The organism is Nocardia sp. N2S4-5 (assembly GCF_044628355.1).
Taxonomy (GTDB): domain Bacteria; phylum Actinomycetota; class Actinomycetes; order Mycobacteriales; family Mycobacteriaceae; genus Nocardia; species Nocardia wallacei_B.
The window spans coordinates 1741143-1757853 of record NZ_JBIUPM010000001.1; the positions used below are offsets into that span (position 1 = coordinate 1741143).

The following is a 16711-nucleotide window of genomic DNA, read 5'->3' on the forward strand; positions in this document are numbered from 1 at the left end:
ATCAGTTCGTGGAGAACGGGTAGTTGTTGTCGGCGGTACCAGCGGTGGGCGAGGCCGTCGGCACGCCGCCAGGGCCTGTCCCAAACGGAAATTGTCCCGTACCCGACGAATTCGGCGAACTCGACGCGCCGGGGGGCGGCAGCAAGATTCCGGTAATCGCGCTGTTCGAAGTACCTTTCGGGGCCTGCGGAACGCCGTTGGACCCGGCCAGATCCCGTGCCGCCGCGGCGAACCAGTCGGCGACGAACCGGACCGGCGCGTCACCGCGCGCGTCGACCGCCGCGGTGGCGTAGGCGCCGTGCCGCTGGACGGTGTCCCAGTACCTGACCCAGGTCGCGGTGTCGAGCAGCTCCCGGTTGTCGGTGATGTTCTGCACGACCGCGTCGTAGGCCTCGGTGACCAGCCGCGACACCGTGGTCGGCGGGACCAGCTGGGTGACCGCGCCGGTCAGCCTCGTGGCGAGCAGGACCAGCGCGACCGGCGGATTGCTCAGCGCGGCCCGCGCCAATTCGCCGATGGCGGCGGGGCTCAGCACCGAACGCACCACCGTGCCCACCGCGTTCAGGCCGATCACGCCCATCTTGAACATCGCGCGCATCGGGTCGGCGAGCGCGATGCGGCTGCGCGGATCGGAGGCCTCGGCGATGCGCTGCGAGATCGATTGCCGCGGCTCGTAGGACAGCGAGGCGGGCGCGGCGCCCTGCAGATCGGAGTTCACCACCGCACTGGCGGTCTTGATCGAGGTGAACGCCAGCGCCTGCGAGATCGACACCAGGGCCGCGATCGGATCGCCGCCGGAAAGTTTCGACTGGCCCGCCACATTCGTGACCGCCCGCAGGATCGGGGCGCCGGCCGGTGCGTCGCAGGCCAGATCGCCCGCGGCGCAGAAACTCGCGACGCGGCCGGTGAGCGCGCCGAAGTGGGCGGCCCGGTCGCGGTCGGGTCCGATGCCGCCGCCGGTGGCCGGCTCCTGGGGCAGCACCTGCAACGCGGTGACCTGCGCACCGGCGGTGCCGGGCGCGGCATCCGGGGTGGCCTTGCCGGGCGCACCGGGGAACAGTGGGGCGCCGGGGTTGCGGGTCGGGTCGGCGAACAGCGCCACGGCCGCGACCTGTTCGGGTGCGAGCACGCCGCGGCCCGCGCCGATCTCCTGGGCGAACAGCGACGCCACATGCGCGCCTTGGGAATAGCCCACGACGGCGAACTTGGTCTGCGCACAGCGCTGGGCGACCTGGCGGGCCATCGCGCGCAGCCGGGTCAGGCCACCGGCCAGCGACTCCGAATACGGCGCCGCGCCACCGGGAACCGCGCCGCCGAAGCCGGATTCGTAGGGCACGTAGGCGCGGTCGACCAGGCCGCGGTCGGCCGCGCGGGCCATCATCGGCAGGAAGACCGTCGACAGCATGCCCGTGTCGGTGGTGGGGGCCGCGTCCGGGGAGGACTCGCCGGTGCCTTGAATTCCCAACGCGTACAGGGCGGGACAGGTATTGATCGCGATTTCGGTGGTGGGGCCGGATGGCTGCGCGTGCGCGGGCGCCGCCCCGAGGGACGTCACCGCGGCGACGGCGAGCGCGGCCGCGGCCGGCATGCTCCAGGTTGTGCGCGTGGCCAGCAAGACCTGACCCCCTTCACCAGCTGTATGCATCAGTTCGGAGGGCCGAGTGCGCAGCGACCCGTCGTGGACGACCGCCACCGAGCGATCACCACGCGTTCGAGTTGCCGCCCTTGCCGCGCGAGCCCGAAACCCAATAGACCGTAACAGAATCGAGCGAACTGCGCAGTGCATTCTGCACATTGCGAATAGGCCCGTGGAAGAATTCACGGCCGGACCGCAAACCGACCGGAAGAATTTTAGTGGCCGCCACCATGTTCCGTGATCTGTACCAACACGACGGCCACCATCATTGGGAATCCCGCACGCGCCGAAGCGATCTCGGTGGTTCCCGGCGGGCGGGGCGTTCGGCTCAGGGAATTCGGCGGATGATGCCGACAGTTTGCCACGGCAGCCGGCAACTCTTCGCCTAATGCTCCAACTCGCCTAGACAGCCAATTTCCCGGATTCGCCAGAATTACGCCGGTATTCCGATATCGCCGGGCCTTCGCGTCCAGTGTCCTTGTCCGCCATCGGCCTCGACAATCGCGGCGCCGGAACCACGTCGTCGGCGCGGTGGCCCTGTTCACGCCGCCGGAGCAGCCGACACGCCCCGGGGTGCCGTGGCGCGGCGAGCGCGGGCGGGCAGACTGAGGCGGTGGCGGATCTTCCGGTGGCGGCAGTGGTGTGCGCGTTCGTCGGCGCGGTGTTGTTCGCGGTCTCGGCGGTGGCGCAGCAGCGGGCCGCGGCCGAGGTGCCCGAGGGTGAGGCGCTGCTGGCGCGGCTGGTCCGCAGCCCGCGGTGGTGGGCGGGCATCGTCGGGGACGCCGGCGGGTTCGCCTTCCAGGTCGCGGCGCTGGCGCTGGGGTCGGTGCTGGTGGTGCAGCCGATCCTGGTGAGCGCGCTGGTCTTCGCGCTCCCCCTGGCCGCGCACTACAGCGGTCGCCGGGTGAGCGCGCTGATGTGGGCGCAGGCGGCCGCGCTGTCGGTGGCGCTCGCGGTGTTCCTGATCGTCGGCGATCCCACCGAGGGAGTCACCGACGCGCCCTGGCATCGGTGGGCGGTGCCGCTGGGGTTGCTGCTCGCGGTAATCGCCGGCGCGGTCGGAGTGGGACTCACCGCGCGCTCCCCGGCGGTGCGGGCGCTGCTGCTGGGCGCCGCCGCCGGGCTGTTGTTCGGCCTGGCGGCCGCACTCACCGGACACGTCACCGAATTGTTCGAGCAGGGCGTCGGCGCGGTCGTCACCTCCTGGCAGCCCTACACCTTGGTCGCGAGCGGCCTGGTCGGCCTCTACCTCCAGCAGCGTGGTTATCAGGCCGGTCCGCTGTCGGCGTCGCTTCCGGCGTTCACCGTCGCCGAACCTCTGGGCGCCGCGTTCATCGGCATGACGGTGCTGGACGAACGGCTGCGCAGCGGACCCGTCGGGACGGCGTTCGTGCTGCTGTCGGTCGTGGTGATGGCCGTGGAGGCGGTCCGGCTGTCCCGCGCCCAGGCACTCCCGGCCCTGCCGGTACCGCCCGCGGACACCCGTCGCGCGGAGACCGATCGCGGCAGGTAGATCGGCTCACAGGAAACTGCCGCCGCCGTTCACGGCGATGGTCTGGCCGGTGAGGAACGCGTTGCCGGTCACCATGAGGACCGCCTGGGCGATCTCGTCCGGTGTGCCGATCCGGCCGACGGGCAGGCGGTCGACGACTCCCGAGGCCTTCAGCGGCGCGGCCATCTCGGTGTCGATCAGGCCCGGCGCGACCGCGTTCACGGTGATCCCCTCGGGCGCCAGCCGGGCGGCGTACCCGCGAGTCAGCCCCTCCAGTCCCGCCTTCGACGCGTTGTAGTGCACGCCGACGCCGCCCGCACCGCGCGCCGCGACCGAGGAGATGTTCACGATCCGCCCCCAGCCGCCTCGCCGCATGCCCGGAATGACGGCCTGGATGCACAGGAACGCCGATTTCAGGTTCGTCGCCAGAGTCGCGTCGAAATCCTCCTCGGTGAGGTCGTCGAGCCCGCGGATAGTGGCGATCCCGGCATTGTTGACCAGCACATTGATCGGGCCGAGCGCCGACTCCACCCGCTCGGTCAGCGCCTCGACCTCCGCCCGTATCGCGACATCCGCCCGGACCGGGACGGCCCGGCCCCCGGCGCGCTCGATCTCGGCCACCGTGGCGGCGGCCTCGTCCGCCCGGCTGCGGTAGTTGACGGCGACCGCCGCCCCGGCTCCCGCCACTGCCACCGCGATTCCCCGTCCGATACCCCGCGACGCACCCGTGACCAGGGCGGTCCGGCCGGTCAATGCAGCTTGTCCAGTCATGCGGCAACCGTAGGCAGTGGAGCGCACTCCAAGTCAAGTGAGCGCGTGCCGGGCGGCGAAATCCGTTGGGCGAGAAGCGGTTCAGGCCGCCGAGGTCACCCGGTACACGTCGTAGACGCCCTCCACGTTGCGTACCACGTTCAGCAGGTGGCCCAGGTGTTTCGGGTCGCCCATCTCGAAGGTGAACTTGCTGATGGCCACGCGGTCGCCGGAGGTCATCACCGAGGCGGAGAGGATATTGACCTTCTCGTCGGCGAGCACCTTGGTGACATCGGAGAGCAGCCGGGTGCGGTCGAGGGCCTCGATCTGAATGGCGACCAGGAACACCGACGACGGCGACGGCGCCCACTTCACGTCGATGATCCGCTCGGCTTGGGCCTGTAGCGAATCGGCGTTGGTGCAGTCGGTGCGGTGCACGCTCACCGAGCCGCCGCGGGTCACGAAGCCCATGATCTCGTCGCCCGGGACCGGGGTGCAGCACTTGGCGAGCTTGGCGACCGTGCCCGGGGCCCCGGGGATCTCCACACCGGCGTCGCCGCTCACGCGCTGGCGCGCGGGCAGGGTGGACGGCGTCGAACGTTCGGCGAGTTCGTTCTCGACATCGCCGACGCCGCCGAGCTGCGCCATCAGCCGCTGCACCACGGTGTGCGCGGACACCTGGTTCTCGCCGACCGCCGCGTACAGCGCGGAGATGTCGGTGAAATGCAGTTCGTGTGCGAGCGCGCTCATGGCGTCGGCGCTCATCAGCCGCTGCAACGGCAGACCGGACCGGCGGACCTCCTTGGAGATCTGTTCCTTACCGGCCTCGAGCGCCTCCTCGCGGCGCTCCTTGGCGAACCACTGCCGGATCTTGGCCTTGGCGCGCGGGGACACCACGAAGTTCTGCCAATCGCGGCTGGGCCCGGCGTTCTGCGCCTTGGAGGTGAAGATCTCGACGACCTCACCGTTCTCCAGCTGCCGTTCCAGCGCGACCAGGCGCCCGTTGACCCGCGCGCCGATGCAGCGGTGACCCACCTCGGTGTGCACGGCGTAGGCGAAATCGACCGGTGTCGACTTCTGCGGCAGCGTGATCACGTCGCCCTTCGGGGTGAACACGAAGATCTCCGGCGATTTCAGGTCGAACCGCAGTGACTCCAGGAACTCGGCGGGATCGGCGGCCTCCCGCTGCCAGTCGAGCAGTTGCCGCATCCACGCCATGTCGTCGACCTCGGTCGAGTCGTTGGAGTGTTTGCCCCTGGTTTCCTTGTAGCGCCAGTGCGCGGCGATGCCGAACTCGGCCGTGCGGTGCATGTCCTGGGTGCGGATCTGCACCTCCAGCGGCTTACCGTCCGGACCGACCACCGTGGTGTGCAGCGACTGATAGACGCCGTAGCGCGGCTGGGCGATGTAGTCCTTGAAGCGCCCGGCCATCGGCTGCCACAGCGAGTGCACGACACCGACCGCGGCGTAGCAGTCACGCACCTCGTCGCACAGGATGCGAATACCGACCAGGTCGTGGATGTCGTCGAAGTCCTTACCCTTGACGATCATCTTCTGGTAGATCGACCAGTAGTGCTTGGGCCGGCCCTCCACGATGGCGTTGATGCGGCTGGCGGCCAGCGTGTTGACGATCTCGGCCCGCACCTTGGCGAGGTAGGTATCGCGCGAGGGCGCGCGGTCGGCGACCAGGCGGACGATCTCGTCGTACTTCTTCGGGTGCAGGATCGCGAAGGCGAGATCCTCCAGCTCCCACTTGACCGTCGCCATACCGAGCCGATGAGCCAGCGGCGCAATGACTTCCAGCGTCTCGCGGGCCTTCTTGGCCTGCTTCTCCGGCGGCAGGAAACGCATGGTGCGCATGTTGTGCAACCGGTCGGCGACCTTGATCACCAGCACGCGCGGGTCGCGGGCCATCGCGATGATCATCTTGCGGATGGTCTCGGCCTCGGCGGCCGCGCCCAGGTTCACCTTGTCGAGCTTGGTGACGCCGTCGACCAGGTGGGCGACCTCGGGCCCGAAATCGCTGGTCAGCTCCTCCAGCGAGTAGCCCGTGTCCTCGACCGTGTCGTGCAGCAGAGCGGCGACCAGCGTGGTGGTGTCCATGCCCAGCTCGGCGAGGATGTTGGCGACCGCGAGCGGGTGGGTGATGTACGGGTCGCCGGATTTGCGGAACTGATGGGAGTGCTTCTCGTCGGCGACATCGAAGGCCCGTTGCAGCAGTTGCAGATTGGCCTTCGGATACAACTCGCGATGCACGGTGGCCAGCGGCTCGAGCACCGGCTTGACCGCGGCGATACCGCGCTGACCGGTCATTCGCCGGGCCAGCCGGGCGCGGACGCGGCGGGAGGCGGAGGTGGGGACGGCGGCGGGCGTGCCGGGCTGGCGCATCGGCATACTGCGCGGAGTGGGCACCTGAGCGGGATTCGGCTCGGGGGCGGCCGGGGCCGGGGTGGCATCGGCGTCCGCGCTCGATTGCTCGGCATTCGCCTTCTCCAGATGCTGAGTCATGCCACCGCCTCTCCTGGCTCGATCGGATCACACTATCCGACCGTCCAACCGCTCAGACCACCAACTTTAATCCGCTCGTCCGAGACGTGCCGGGTCCGCCGGATATGCGCGGTCCGGCCCGGACGAAGCGGGCCGCGATTCACCCCCGCACCGCGCGCGGGCGGCGGGTTCGCTGGATCATGGCTGATACCCGCGACCCGCGGCCACCGCACGAACAGCCGCCACCCTATAAGCAATTGACAGCCGTTCCCACCTGTGGCCGGATGGGCGGCATGCACGGAGGGGACAGCGCCGCGAGCGCGAGCGGGCACGAGCGCACACGGGTCCGGATCGCGGCGGTTGCCGACCTGCACATGCGGGAGTCGGTGCGCGGGCGGTTCGGGCCGGCACTGCGAAAATCGGGCGAGCACGCCGATCTGCTGCTGCTCGCGGGCGATCTCACCGACGGCGGCGCCCCGGACGAGGCCGAACTGCTGTGTGCCGAACTCGCCGAGGTCCCCGTGCCGATGGCCGCCGTCCTAGGCAATCACGACCACGACCGCCGCCAGGGCTACCGGATCGCGGCCACGCTCGCCGCCGCCGGGGTCCGCGTGCTCGACGGGACGGCCACCACCTTCGACTGCGCCGGCGTCCGGGTGGGCGTCGCCGGCGTCATGGGCGGTAGCGGCGGTTTTCCCGGCTGCACCGGCGACCCGGATTCGGGCAGCGCCGAGCACCGCGAACGCTATCGCCGCGGGCCCGCCGACGCGCTGCGCCTGCGCGCGGCCCTGGACTGCCTCGACACCGACGTGCGGATAGCGCTGATGCACTTCTCCCCCGTCCTCGCCACCCTGGCCGGTGAACCGGCCCGCATCCTGCCCGGTCTCGGGTGCGCCGAACTCGGCGACGCGGCCGACGCGGGCCGCGCGAACCTGGTGCTGCACGGCCATGCGCACGGCGGCACCGAATGCGGCGAGACGCCCGGCGGTGTTCCGGTCCGCAACGTGTCCTACCCGGTGATCCGGGCGCCCTATCGGGTCTACGAGGTATCGGTGGGTTGACGACCTGTTCGGGGACCGGGATCTGTCGGCCCACCGGCCTACACTGCCGCCATGGACCCGTTACCGCGGCTACGGCGGATCTGCCTGGCGCTGCCGGAGAGCCGCGAGCGGCTCAGCCACGGGTGCCCGGCGTTCTTCGTGCGCGAGAGGAAGCAGTTCGCCATGTATACCGTCGCCGCCTACGACGAGCCGGGCCCGGCGATCTGGTGCCCCGCGCCGCCCGGTGTCCAGTCCGACCTGGTCGATGCCGAGCCGCACCGCTTCTTCGTCCCGCCCTACGTCGGCCACCGCGGCTGGCTGGGTGTCCGGTTGGACGTGGATGTCGACTGGCCGGAAATCGACGGCATCGTGCGCGACGCGTACCGCGTGGTCGCCCCGAAAAAGCTACTCGCCCAGCTGGATTGAGCGTTACTGCGGCCGCAGCACGAGAATGCCGGGCGTGGTCCGCACGTAGTCGGCGAAGGGCGTGTCGACGACCTTCTCGTTCTCGGCCAGCGATGAGGCGTTGCGGAAGACGGGGCCGCCGGGGGTCATGACGAAGACGCCGACGTGGGTCACGTCGAGGCCCGGCTGGTCGGCGTAGGCGCCGACATAGTCGCCGGTACGCAGCCCGGCCACGACACCGTCGTCCACGGCCGCCGCGGGCACGTAGGTGATGTCGCGATCGACCACCGGCAGGCCCGGAAGGTAGGTTCCCCCATCGGCTTTCGCGTTGAGGCTCTTGGTAACGGTCGCCGCGGCGGGGCTCAGCGTCGCGGTGATGTCGGTGGCGGCGATGCGCGGCGTGTGCGACCAGTCGCTGAAGAAGTGCTTGCGGTGCGCGAAATCGACTGTGCCACCGGCGTAACGGGTGTCGGCCAGGTTCGCCGTGAACTGGTCCCGGTCCGCCGAGCGGCTCAGCGCCTCGACGTAGTCGAGATAGGTGAAGCAGTCGACCCGCCGGAAGTCGGCGACCAGCTGCTCCGGCTCGGTGGCCGAGCCGATCAGCGTGTCGGCCGCGTAGGGGGTGCCGAGGAACTGCCGCGACAACAGCTCGATCAGGTCGCCCTTGCTCAGGGCTCCGGCCGCGGCCTTCGACGCCAGCAGTTCATCGATCCTGCGCGCGGTGAAGTCGTCCGTATTCACCACACCGGCCGGAGCGGCGACCGCCGCCGGGACCGTCGCCACGCTGCCACCGATCAACGCACAGACGACGAGCACCACGCGAGCGACGAGACGCACGTATTACCTCCCGGACGAGACGGCGAGCGGCCGCGGCCCGGAACCGCCCGGGCCGACGGCACCGAGGCTACTCCGCCCGGACCCGGCAGTCCGCGTTCCGCGATTACTGTGCCGTGGCCTGCCGCTTCGGCAGCTTCCAGCCCGGCCGCGGGAAATGGCAGGTGTAGCCGTCCGGGTACCGCTCCAGGTAGTCCTGGTGCTCGGGCTCGGCCTCCCAGAACTCACTCGCCGGGGTCACCTCGGTGACGACCTTGCCGGGCCACAGCCCCGAATCCTCGACATCGACGATGGTCTCCAGCGCGACTCGCTTCTGCTCGTCGTCCAGGTAGAAGATCGCCGAACGGTAGCTGCTACCGATGTCGTTGCCCTGGCGGTCCTTCGTGGTCGGGTCGTGGATCTGGAAGAAGAACTCCAGCAACGCCCGATAGTCGGTCCGCGCCGGGTCGTAGACGATCTCCACGGCCTCCGCGTGTCCCGGATGGTTGCGATAGGTGGGGTGATCGTTGCGCCCGCCGGTGTACCCGACGCGCGTCGACAGCACGCCCGGCTGCTTGCGGATCAGATCCTGCATACCCCAGAAGCAGCCACCGGCCAGAATCGCCTTGCGCGTATCGGTCACGCGTCCTCCTTCGTGAACAGAGCCTTGTACTGCCCATATCCTTCCGCCTCGAGATCCTCGACGCGAATGAACCGCAGCGCCGCCGAATTGACGCAGTACCGCAGCCCGCCGGCCTCGCGGGGCCCGTCGGTGAACACGTGCCCCAGATGGCTGTCACCGTGCGCGGACCGCACCTCGGTGCGGATCATCAGATGGCTGAGGTCCCGCTTCTCGACCACACTCCCACCGGTTATCGGCTTGGTAAAGCTCGGCCACCCCGAACCGCTGTCGAACTTGTCGACCGAGGCGAACAACGGTTCGCCGGACACCACGTCGACATAGATCCCCGCCTCGTGGTTGTCCCAGTACGCACCCGTGAACGGCCGCTCGGTGCCGTCCTCCTGGGTGACGTGATACTGCTCGGGCGACAGCCCGGCGACGGCCGCGGGATTCCGGTTGTACTCCTGTGCCACATGACCTCCTCGTATCGACCCACCCATGCAACGCCCGGCAGGGCCTGGAAAATCCCGCTCGCTACCCCGGGTCGGCGTCCGCCAAGCCCTCGCCGGTGAGTTCGAGCCGGCGGGTGACGCCGATGTCGTCGAGGAAGCGGGGGTCGTGGCTGACGACGACGAGTGCGCCCTCGAATCCGGCCAGCGCCTCGGTGAGGTGACGCAGGCTCGGGAGGTCGAGATTGTTGGTGGGCTCGTCGAGCAGCAGCAATTTCGGTGCGGGATCGCTCAGCAGCAGCATGGCCAGGGCCGCGCGCAGCCGCTCACCCCCGGACAGCGCCCCGGCGGGCACGTCCGCGTCGGTGCCCCGGAACAGGAAGCGCGCCAGCTGGGCGCGGATCTGTTCGGCGGAGGCGTGCGGCGCCGCCGCCGCGACGTTCTCGAACACCGATCGCCGCTCGTCGAAGACGTCCAGGCGCTGGGGCAGCAGGCGCCACGGCACCTTCGGCGGCTCGGCGACGATGCGGTGCAGCAGCGTCGTCTTGCCCGCGCCGTTGCGCCCGGTGAGCGCGATGCGTTCGGGCCCGGTCACCGTCAGCGACACCACCGGTCCGTTCGCGAGGGTCACCGCGTCGAGTTCGACGACATCCTGGCCGGGGTAGAGCCGGGTGCCGGGCAGGTCGACCCGGATCTCCCGGTCGTCGCGCAGCAGTTCCTGCGCCTGCTCGAGCTGTTCCTTCGCCTCCTCCACCTTCGCCAGATGGCTGTTGCGCAGCTTGCCCGCCGACACCTGGGCCTGCCGTTTGCGTTCGGCCATAATGATTTTCGGCTCGCGCTTGCTGTCCCACATCTTCTGCCCGTACCGCTTGCGGCGGTCCAGTTTGGTCCGCGCCTCCACCAGTTCCCGCGACTGCTTGCGCACATCGCTGCGGGCGTCGCGAACCGCCGCGCGGGCGGCCTGCTGCTCGGCCTCGATGATCTCCTCGTAGGCGTCGAAATTGCCGCCGAACAGCCGGATTCCGCCCTGCCGCAACTCTGCCACCGTGCCGACGCGGTCGAGCAGGCCACGATCGTGGCTGACGGTGAGCACGGTGCCGGAAAACTGGCCCACCACCTCGTAGAGGCGTTGGCGCGCGGCCGCATCCAGGTTGTTGGTGGGTTCGTCGAGGAGCAGCACGTCGGGTTCGCGCAGCAGTTCCGCCACCAGGCCCAGCAGTACGGTCTCACCGCCGGAGAGGGTGTCCAGCCGCCGGTCCAACTGCGTGACCGCGTCGGCCAGATAGTGCAGGCCGAGCCGCCCCAGCAGCGCGATCGCGTGCTCCTCGACGTCCCAGCGGGTGCCGACGATGTCGAAGTCGGTCTCGTCGCCCGCGCCGGATTCGATGCGGTGCAAGGCTTCTCGCACCTCGGCGATGCCGAGCACGGCGTCCACCCGTTGCCCGGCGGCGAGGCCGATATCCTGCCGGAGATATCCCAGCCGTCCCGGCACGGTGATCGAGCCCCGGGCCGGGCGCAACTCACCGGCGATCAATCGCAGCAGCGTGGATTTCCCGGCGCCGTTCGCGCCCACCAGGCCGACGTGCCCCGGCCCGAGCACGGCATCGAGACCGTCGAAGACGGCGGTGCCATCGGGCCAGGCGAAGGTGAGATCGGAAACAGAAACGGTCAGAGACATGTGCGGCTCCTGGGAGGTGGCGTGAGATACGGCGCGCGAACGCGGGCCGCTCGGGGCTACCTCAGCAGAGCAATGCACATTCCGATCGTCGGGAACAAGACCTCTTCACGTTAACCGGGGCGGCGACGCGCGCGCAAGACCTTTTTCCGCGAGCCCCGTCACACCGCGTCCCAGCTTCCGCCGAAACCCGTTGCGGCTCAGTTGATCCGGAAGACGGGGAAGCCGGGTGCGATGGCCGCCAGCTCCGCGTCGGAAGCATCCTTGGTGACACCCTCGAAAAATTTGCCGACCTCCCAGCCCCACTTCCGCAGATACAGCCGCAGCACCGGAACCTTGTCGGCGTCGGCCACCTCGGTGACGGTGAACGGTTCGGTCTTGCGACCCAGCCGCAGCTCGCCGCCGCCCGCGACGCGGATATTGCGGACCCACTGGGTGTGACCGCGCGGCGCCACGAGGTAGCGCGCGCCCGTCTCGTCCACGAGCAGGTTGACCATCGTGGTCCGCCACTCCCCCGACGTGCGCCCGCGCACGGCCAGCAACCGCGACCCGGCGACGCTGACGCCGAGCTTCGGCAGCGCGTTGAAGACCTTGTTCATGATCGGCTCGAGTCCGGTGGGGGCGATGTATCGGGTGGCGTTCATGGTGACCATTCCTCGCTGTTGTGAGCACTGCTCTCTTTCGATATTCAGAGCATGCCGCACGGCGACGGTCTTGTCAAGAGCAGTGCTCTCGCTTACCGGGAGACATGTCATGGACCGACCGGTCGGCGAGTGACGAGATGGGAAGAACCGCACCGCAATCCGTCAGCACAAGTGGCCTGGGCTTATGCGCGCGATCCACACGGCGGAGGCTGCCCGACAGCGAAATGGTCAAGGGGCCTGTCTGTTTCGGCATTCCCGAGACCGGTTATGCCCCGAACATGTACAGATACAGAACTTATCGCACCGCTCATGGCTCCGGCACCGCCGCGGCGATCGTCAGCGCGATCGGCGGCCTCTTCGCCCTCATCGAGGCCGTCTACATCCTGCTGCTGGTCTTCGAGGCCAACCAGGCCAACAGGTTCTTCAGCTTCATCAAGGGGCTGGCAGAACCGCTGGCACTGTTCTTCCCGGGCCTGTTCAACACCGGCAATTTCAAGCTGGACGTCATCATCAACTACGGCTTGGCGGCCGTGTTCTGGCTGGTGGTCACCGGCATCATCGCGCGGCTGCTCGCACGGTTCTAACCCGTGCGCGGCGTCAGGAACTCCAGCCGGTGATGATGGAGGAACTCGAATGCCGGGGACCAACGCCCGGTGAACACGTCCTCCTGCCGGCCCACCGGATACTCGGTCGCGTCTCCCGGCCGCTCGCACATCACGCGGGCGCGATGGCGTCCCGGCGGCACCGCGCCGGAATCGAGGTCCACGGTTCCGTCGGCGCCGACGGCGTGCCACGGCATGGCCACCCCGGTGCCCTCGATGCGACACGACTGTCCGGCCCTGGCCTCGGTCACGTGCGCGGTGACGGTCGCGCCACCGTGCAGGGCGGCGGACGGCGTCGCCGAGGCCGTGGCGGCGCCGATGACGAAGACCGCCGCGACCACACCGGCCACGGCGGCGGAAAGCTTCGTGCGCTTGGTTCGAGTCATGGGCAGGGCCGAGCATAACCACCGGCCCCGCGGCCCACAACCATCGGCGGACTACAGGCGCACGATCGAGGTCAGCGGATAGTCGCCCTGCCGTTCCCGCCCGCCGAGGAAGCTCAACTCCAGCACCACGGCCGCGGCCACCACCTCGGCGCCCGCCGAGGCGAACAGTTCCGCGCTCGCGGCCAGGGTCCCGCCGGTGGCGAGCACGTCGTCGAGCAGCAGCACCCGGCGACCGGACAGGTCGATCCCGTCCGCCGGGATTTCCAATGCGGCCGAACCGTATTCGAGGGTGTACTCCCGCGACAGCACCGGCGGCGGCAGCTTGCCCGCCTTGCGCACCGCCACCACGCCGGTCCCCAGGGCGGCGGCGACGCCCGCGCCGAGCAGGAAGCCGCGCGCGTCCACCCCGGCCACCAGATCGACGTCGGTGGCGCACGAACCCAGGCACTCGATGACCGCGTGGAACCCGTCGGCATCGGCGAACACCGGTGTCAGATCGGCGAACCGCACACCCGGCGTGGGGAAGTCGTCGTGCCAGCGGGTCAGCCGCTGCACCGCCTCGGCCGCCCGCGCGAGCCGCTCACCCGCGGTCTCCTCCGTCTCCACCATTCCATGTTTACTCATCTGCACCCACTCCCTCATCCCGCGCCCGCGGCGCTCAGCGCGACAACACCCAGCGATCCATGTTCCAGCCCGCGCCCGCCTTGGCCGGGTTCACGATCCCGTCCTCCATGCCGTCACCGAAGGCGATGGTGCGCGGCGTGTTGAACAGCGGGATCGACGGCATCTCGTTCCACAGCAGGCTCTCCGCCTCGCTGTCGAGACCCAGCACCGTGGCCGAATTGTCATCGGCCGCAAGCTGATCCGTGATCGCATCGTATCGCCCGTTCCCGAAACGCCCGAAATTCAAGCCTTCCCCGGTGCGCAACGCGGCGGCCGCCTCGACACCCGGCAGCGAACCGGCCGGACCGGGCGCCGCGGCGGTGCTGCCCAGCACGGCGTCCACCTTGCCCTCGCCGAGCTGGGACGGCGCGAAGTCCGGTGCGCCGGCGTCGATGACGGTGACACCGGCGGCCCGGCACGCCTCGGCGATCGCCGCGACGGTCTGCGCCCGGCGGTCGTCCGGTCCCCGATAGCCCACGCGGACGGTCGGATTGGGCACCCCGGCCGCGGCCAGCGCCTGCTGCGCCGCCGCCGGGTCCCCGGTCCGGTACTTGTCCGCGGGCCGGGTGATCGCCGGGTAATACACCGAATCCGCCTGCACCGTGCGGGAATTGAGCGGGCCCGAGCCCAGCCCGGACTCGTTGTCGAAACCGGGGTGGCCGAACTTGTCGAACAGCGCCTGGCGCGGCACGCACAACGCGAACGCCCGCCGAGCCGCGGCGCTTCCGAACATCCCCGCCGTGGACAGCACCAGTTGCTCGGCGCCGCGACCCGGCACCTGCTCGACCGAGAAACCGTCCAGGTTCAGGTCTTTCACCGATCCGGCGCCGATATCGACGACCCCGACCTCCCGATCGGACACCTTCTTCGCCAGATCGGTGTTCTTGGGCCACACCACGATGCGCGGCGTGCGGGCCTGATTGCCCCACCACTTCTCGTTCTTCACCAGCACCAGACCGTCGCTGTCGCTGTAGGAATCGACGCGGTAGGGCCCCGAGGAGGGCAGGACGTCGGTGTCGATCTTGCCCGGCGTGAGCTGCCAGCCGGTGTTCCAGAACTGGGCCAGCCGGTCCATCGCGCCCGGATCCCCGGCCTGCACCGCCGCGACGACATTGGACACCCCGGCGGCCTTGGCGGCCACGTGCGCGGGCATCAGGTCCCCGGCATTGAACAGCGTCCGCCAGGCCAGGAAGTGCCGGTTGGGACGGAACACGACGGTCGCGTCCTTCGACCCGGGCTGGCATTCCACCCGCTCGATATCGGAATAGCCCGCCGTCGAGGCCGCGTCGAACATCGGAATCACCCCGCCCGGACCGGCTTTCGTGAACCGGCCGCTGCGCGCCGCCCATTCCAGCACCAGGTCGTCGCACGAGGTGGCCACGCCGTCGGAGTAGGTGCCGTCCGGGTTGAGCCGGTACTGGATCGTCTGGGTCTCCCCCGGCACCTCCTTGGCGGTGCCGAAATCGGTGTCGGCGACCGGCTGCCCGTCCGGACCGGTGTAGAAGAAGCCGGTGAGCACGCGCGCGAACACGCCCGCCGCACCGCTGCTCGCGCCCGGCGTGCTGCCGCCGTTGTAGTTGACCGGGACCGCGTCGACCGCGTACCCGATCGAGGGCACCTGGTTCTTGCTGCCGCAGCCCGCGAGCATGCCACCGGCGAGCGCGCCCACCACCAGCACTCCGGCCGCCCGGAGCCCGATCCGCCGCGACCCGCGGTACCCACCGGATGCTTCGTGGTTACGCAAACTGCCTCCTCCGGACCATGATTCCGGCAGTAGTCGACCACGGACTGCGCCGGACCTTCGTTCGTTGCTCGAGCTGTTCCGGAGGCGGCCCGGCCACCCCCGCCGCACGTTCAGTGCCTTCTCTTGTTGCGCTTCCCGCTCGGCCGGGCGCCGGGTCTCGGTGCGCCGGAACCGGTCTGGCGCGGCCGGGCCACGCCGCTGGCCGCGCCGGCCCGCTCCGCCGCGGCCTCGCCGACGCGCTCCCGCTCGACGGCCGAGCGCTTGGCCAGCACCTTCCTGGTGTGCGCGGCCACCGGACCGAACCGCTCCTTGATCAATACCAGCAGCGGCACCGCGAAGAAGATGGACGAGTAGGCGCCGACGATCATGCCGACGAGCTGCACCAGCGCCAGATCCTTGAGGGTGCCGACGCCCAGCAGCCACACCGCGATCACCAGCATGCCGATGATCGGCAGGATGCCGATCACGGTGGTGTTGATCGACCGCATCAGCGTCTGGTTGGCGGCCAGGTTGGCCTGCTCGCCGTAGGTGCGCCGGGTCAGGTGCAGCACCCCGCGCGTATTTTCCTCCACCTTGTCGAACACCACGACGTTGTCGTAGAGCACGTAGCCGAGGATGGTGAGCAGGCCGATCACCGCGGCCGGTGTCACCTCGAAGCCGACGATCGAATAGATGCCCGCCGTGACGATCAGGTTGAAGAACAGCGAGGCGATCGCCGCGATCGACATGTCGCGCTCGAACCGGATGGCGATGTAGATCATCGTCAGCAGGACGAACACCACCAGCGCGATCAACGCCTTGCGCGTGATCTGCCCGCCCCACGTCTCACTGATCTCGGCGACGCTGATCGCGTTGCGGCTGACCGCGCCGCTGGAATCCTTCGGGTGGAAGGCATCGAACAGCGCGTCCTGCACCTGTTCCTGCTGGGCGGGATCCAGTGTGTCCGAACGGATCTCGAACGACGCCGCCGCGCCGGAGCCGACCTTCTGCACGGTCACGGGGTCGTGGCCGAGCGCCTTGTTGTAGGTCTGCTCGACCTGCGAGGTGCTGACGTCCGAGGTGGCCGGCAGCTGGATGCGGGTGCCGCCGGCGAAGTCGATGCCGAGGGTGAAGCCGCGGACGCCGATGCTGAGCAGTGCGATCAGCACGAGCGCGAGGCTGAGCGCGTAGTAGAACCGGCGGCGGCCGACGATCCGGAAGCCGCCGGTGCCGGTGTAGAGGCGTTCGAAGAAGCCGTGTTTCGGCGTGCCCGCGATGGGCTCGTCGACGGGGCCGGCGTCCAGGACGGAATGGTTGCTCATGC

At 69.6% G+C, this 16711-nt stretch carries 16 protein-coding genes; 4 read left to right on the top strand and 12 right to left on the bottom strand.

From position 1 onward, the window contains the following. Window position 1: 1 nt before the first annotated feature. Window positions 2-1588, bottom strand: a complete 1587-nt coding sequence (locus ACFMRZ_RS07505) for a cutinase family protein (protein ID WP_400178463.1) — start codon at window positions 1586-1588, stop codon at window positions 2-4. A 661-nt stretch (window positions 1589-2249) separates the two neighbouring features. Between ACFMRZ_RS07505 and ACFMRZ_RS07510 the strand changes: the two genes are divergently transcribed. Continuing rightward, window positions 2250-3149 carry a DMT family transporter gene (locus tag ACFMRZ_RS07510; RefSeq protein ID WP_400178464.1) on the top strand — a complete coding sequence of 300 codons (900 nt, stop codon included), beginning with the start codon at window positions 2250-2252 and terminating at the stop codon, window positions 3147-3149. Between the two features lie 6 nt (window positions 3150-3155). Here the strand turns inward: ACFMRZ_RS07510 and ACFMRZ_RS07515 are convergent, their stop codons facing one another. Together ACFMRZ_RS07515 and ACFMRZ_RS07520 are read right to left on the bottom strand one after the other, a co-directional pair. Then, window positions 3156-3899, bottom strand: coding sequence for an SDR family NAD(P)-dependent oxidoreductase (locus ACFMRZ_RS07515; RefSeq protein ID WP_400178465.1), 744 nt, complete (start codon window positions 3897-3899; stop codon window positions 3156-3158). An 81-nt stretch (window positions 3900-3980) separates the two neighbouring features. Next, a complete protein-coding gene (locus ACFMRZ_RS07520) occupies window positions 3981-6272 on the bottom strand; it encodes a RelA/SpoT family protein (RefSeq protein ID WP_400182795.1) in 2292 nt (763 codons plus the stop codon). 350 nt (window positions 6273-6622) lie between these two features. Between ACFMRZ_RS07520 and ACFMRZ_RS07525 the strand changes: the two genes are divergently transcribed. After that, window positions 6623-7426, top strand: coding sequence for a metallophosphoesterase (locus ACFMRZ_RS07525; protein WP_400178466.1), 804 nt, complete (start codon window positions 6623-6625; stop codon window positions 7424-7426). A 51-nt stretch (window positions 7427-7477) separates the two neighbouring features. Beyond that, a complete protein-coding gene (locus ACFMRZ_RS07530) occupies window positions 7478-7831 on the top strand; it encodes an MmcQ/YjbR family DNA-binding protein (protein WP_400178467.1) in 354 nt (117 codons plus the stop codon). Between the two features lie 3 nt (window positions 7832-7834). Here ACFMRZ_RS07530 and ACFMRZ_RS07535 read toward each other — a convergent pair whose 3' ends face one another. The 5 genes from ACFMRZ_RS07535 to ACFMRZ_RS07555 form a co-directional block, all read right to left on the bottom strand. After that, window positions 7835-8647 (bottom strand): DUF1460 domain-containing protein, encoded by an 813-nt coding sequence (locus ACFMRZ_RS07535; protein ID WP_280370930.1) that lies wholly within the window; start codon window positions 8645-8647, stop codon window positions 7835-7837. Window positions 8648-8750: 103 nt separating this feature from the next. Further along, on the bottom strand, window positions 8751-9218 hold the full coding sequence (msrA, locus tag ACFMRZ_RS07540) for a peptide-methionine (S)-S-oxide reductase MsrA (protein ID WP_400182796.1): 468 nt from the start codon (window positions 9216-9218) through the stop codon (window positions 8751-8753). Window positions 9219-9262: 44 nt separating this feature from the next. Then, window positions 9263-9718 carry a peptide-methionine (R)-S-oxide reductase MsrB gene (gene msrB, locus ACFMRZ_RS07545; RefSeq protein WP_280272514.1) on the bottom strand — a complete coding sequence of 152 codons (456 nt, stop codon included), beginning with the start codon at window positions 9716-9718 and terminating at the stop codon, window positions 9263-9265. A 61-nt stretch (window positions 9719-9779) separates the two neighbouring features. Next, complete coding sequence (locus ACFMRZ_RS07550; protein ID WP_400178468.1) at window positions 9780-11372, bottom strand: ABC-F family ATP-binding cassette domain-containing protein; 1593 nt, start codon at window positions 11370-11372, stop codon at window positions 9780-9782. A 197-nt stretch (window positions 11373-11569) separates the two neighbouring features. Next, a complete protein-coding gene (locus tag ACFMRZ_RS07555; protein WP_400178470.1) occupies window positions 11570-12013 on the bottom strand; it encodes a nitroreductase/quinone reductase family protein in 444 nt (147 codons plus the stop codon). 278 nt (window positions 12014-12291) lie between these two features. On the opposite strand from ACFMRZ_RS07555, the gene ACFMRZ_RS07560 reads away from it, so the two are divergent. Further along, window positions 12292-12597 carry a hypothetical protein gene (locus ACFMRZ_RS07560; RefSeq protein WP_280272517.1) on the top strand — a complete coding sequence of 102 codons (306 nt, stop codon included), beginning with the start codon at window positions 12292-12294 and terminating at the stop codon, window positions 12595-12597. Here the strand turns inward: ACFMRZ_RS07560 and ACFMRZ_RS07565 are convergent. The 4 genes from ACFMRZ_RS07565 to secF all read right to left on the bottom strand — a co-directional run bounded on the left by ACFMRZ_RS07565 (window position 12594) and on the right by secF (window position 16709). Continuing rightward, window positions 12594-13001, bottom strand: a complete 408-nt coding sequence (locus ACFMRZ_RS07565) for a hypothetical protein (protein WP_400178471.1) — start codon at window positions 12999-13001, stop codon at window positions 12594-12596. The genes ACFMRZ_RS07560 and ACFMRZ_RS07565 overlap by 4 nt on opposite strands. A gap of 51 nt (window positions 13002-13052) precedes the next feature. Next, window positions 13053-13625 carry an adenine phosphoribosyltransferase gene (locus ACFMRZ_RS07570; RefSeq protein ID WP_400178472.1) on the bottom strand — a complete coding sequence of 191 codons (573 nt, stop codon included), beginning with the start codon at window positions 13623-13625 and terminating at the stop codon, window positions 13053-13055. Window positions 13626-13659: 34 nt separating this feature from the next. Then, window positions 13660-15312: an ABC transporter substrate-binding protein gene (locus ACFMRZ_RS07575; RefSeq protein WP_400182797.1), complete on the bottom strand. Its 1653-nt coding sequence runs from the start codon at window positions 15310-15312 to the stop codon at window positions 13660-13662. Window positions 15313-15518: 206 nt separating this feature from the next. Then, window positions 15519-16709 (bottom strand): protein translocase subunit SecF, encoded by a 1191-nt coding sequence (gene secF / locus ACFMRZ_RS07580; protein ID WP_400178473.1) that lies wholly within the window; start codon window positions 16707-16709, stop codon window positions 15519-15521. Window positions 16710-16711: the final 2 nt, after the last annotated feature.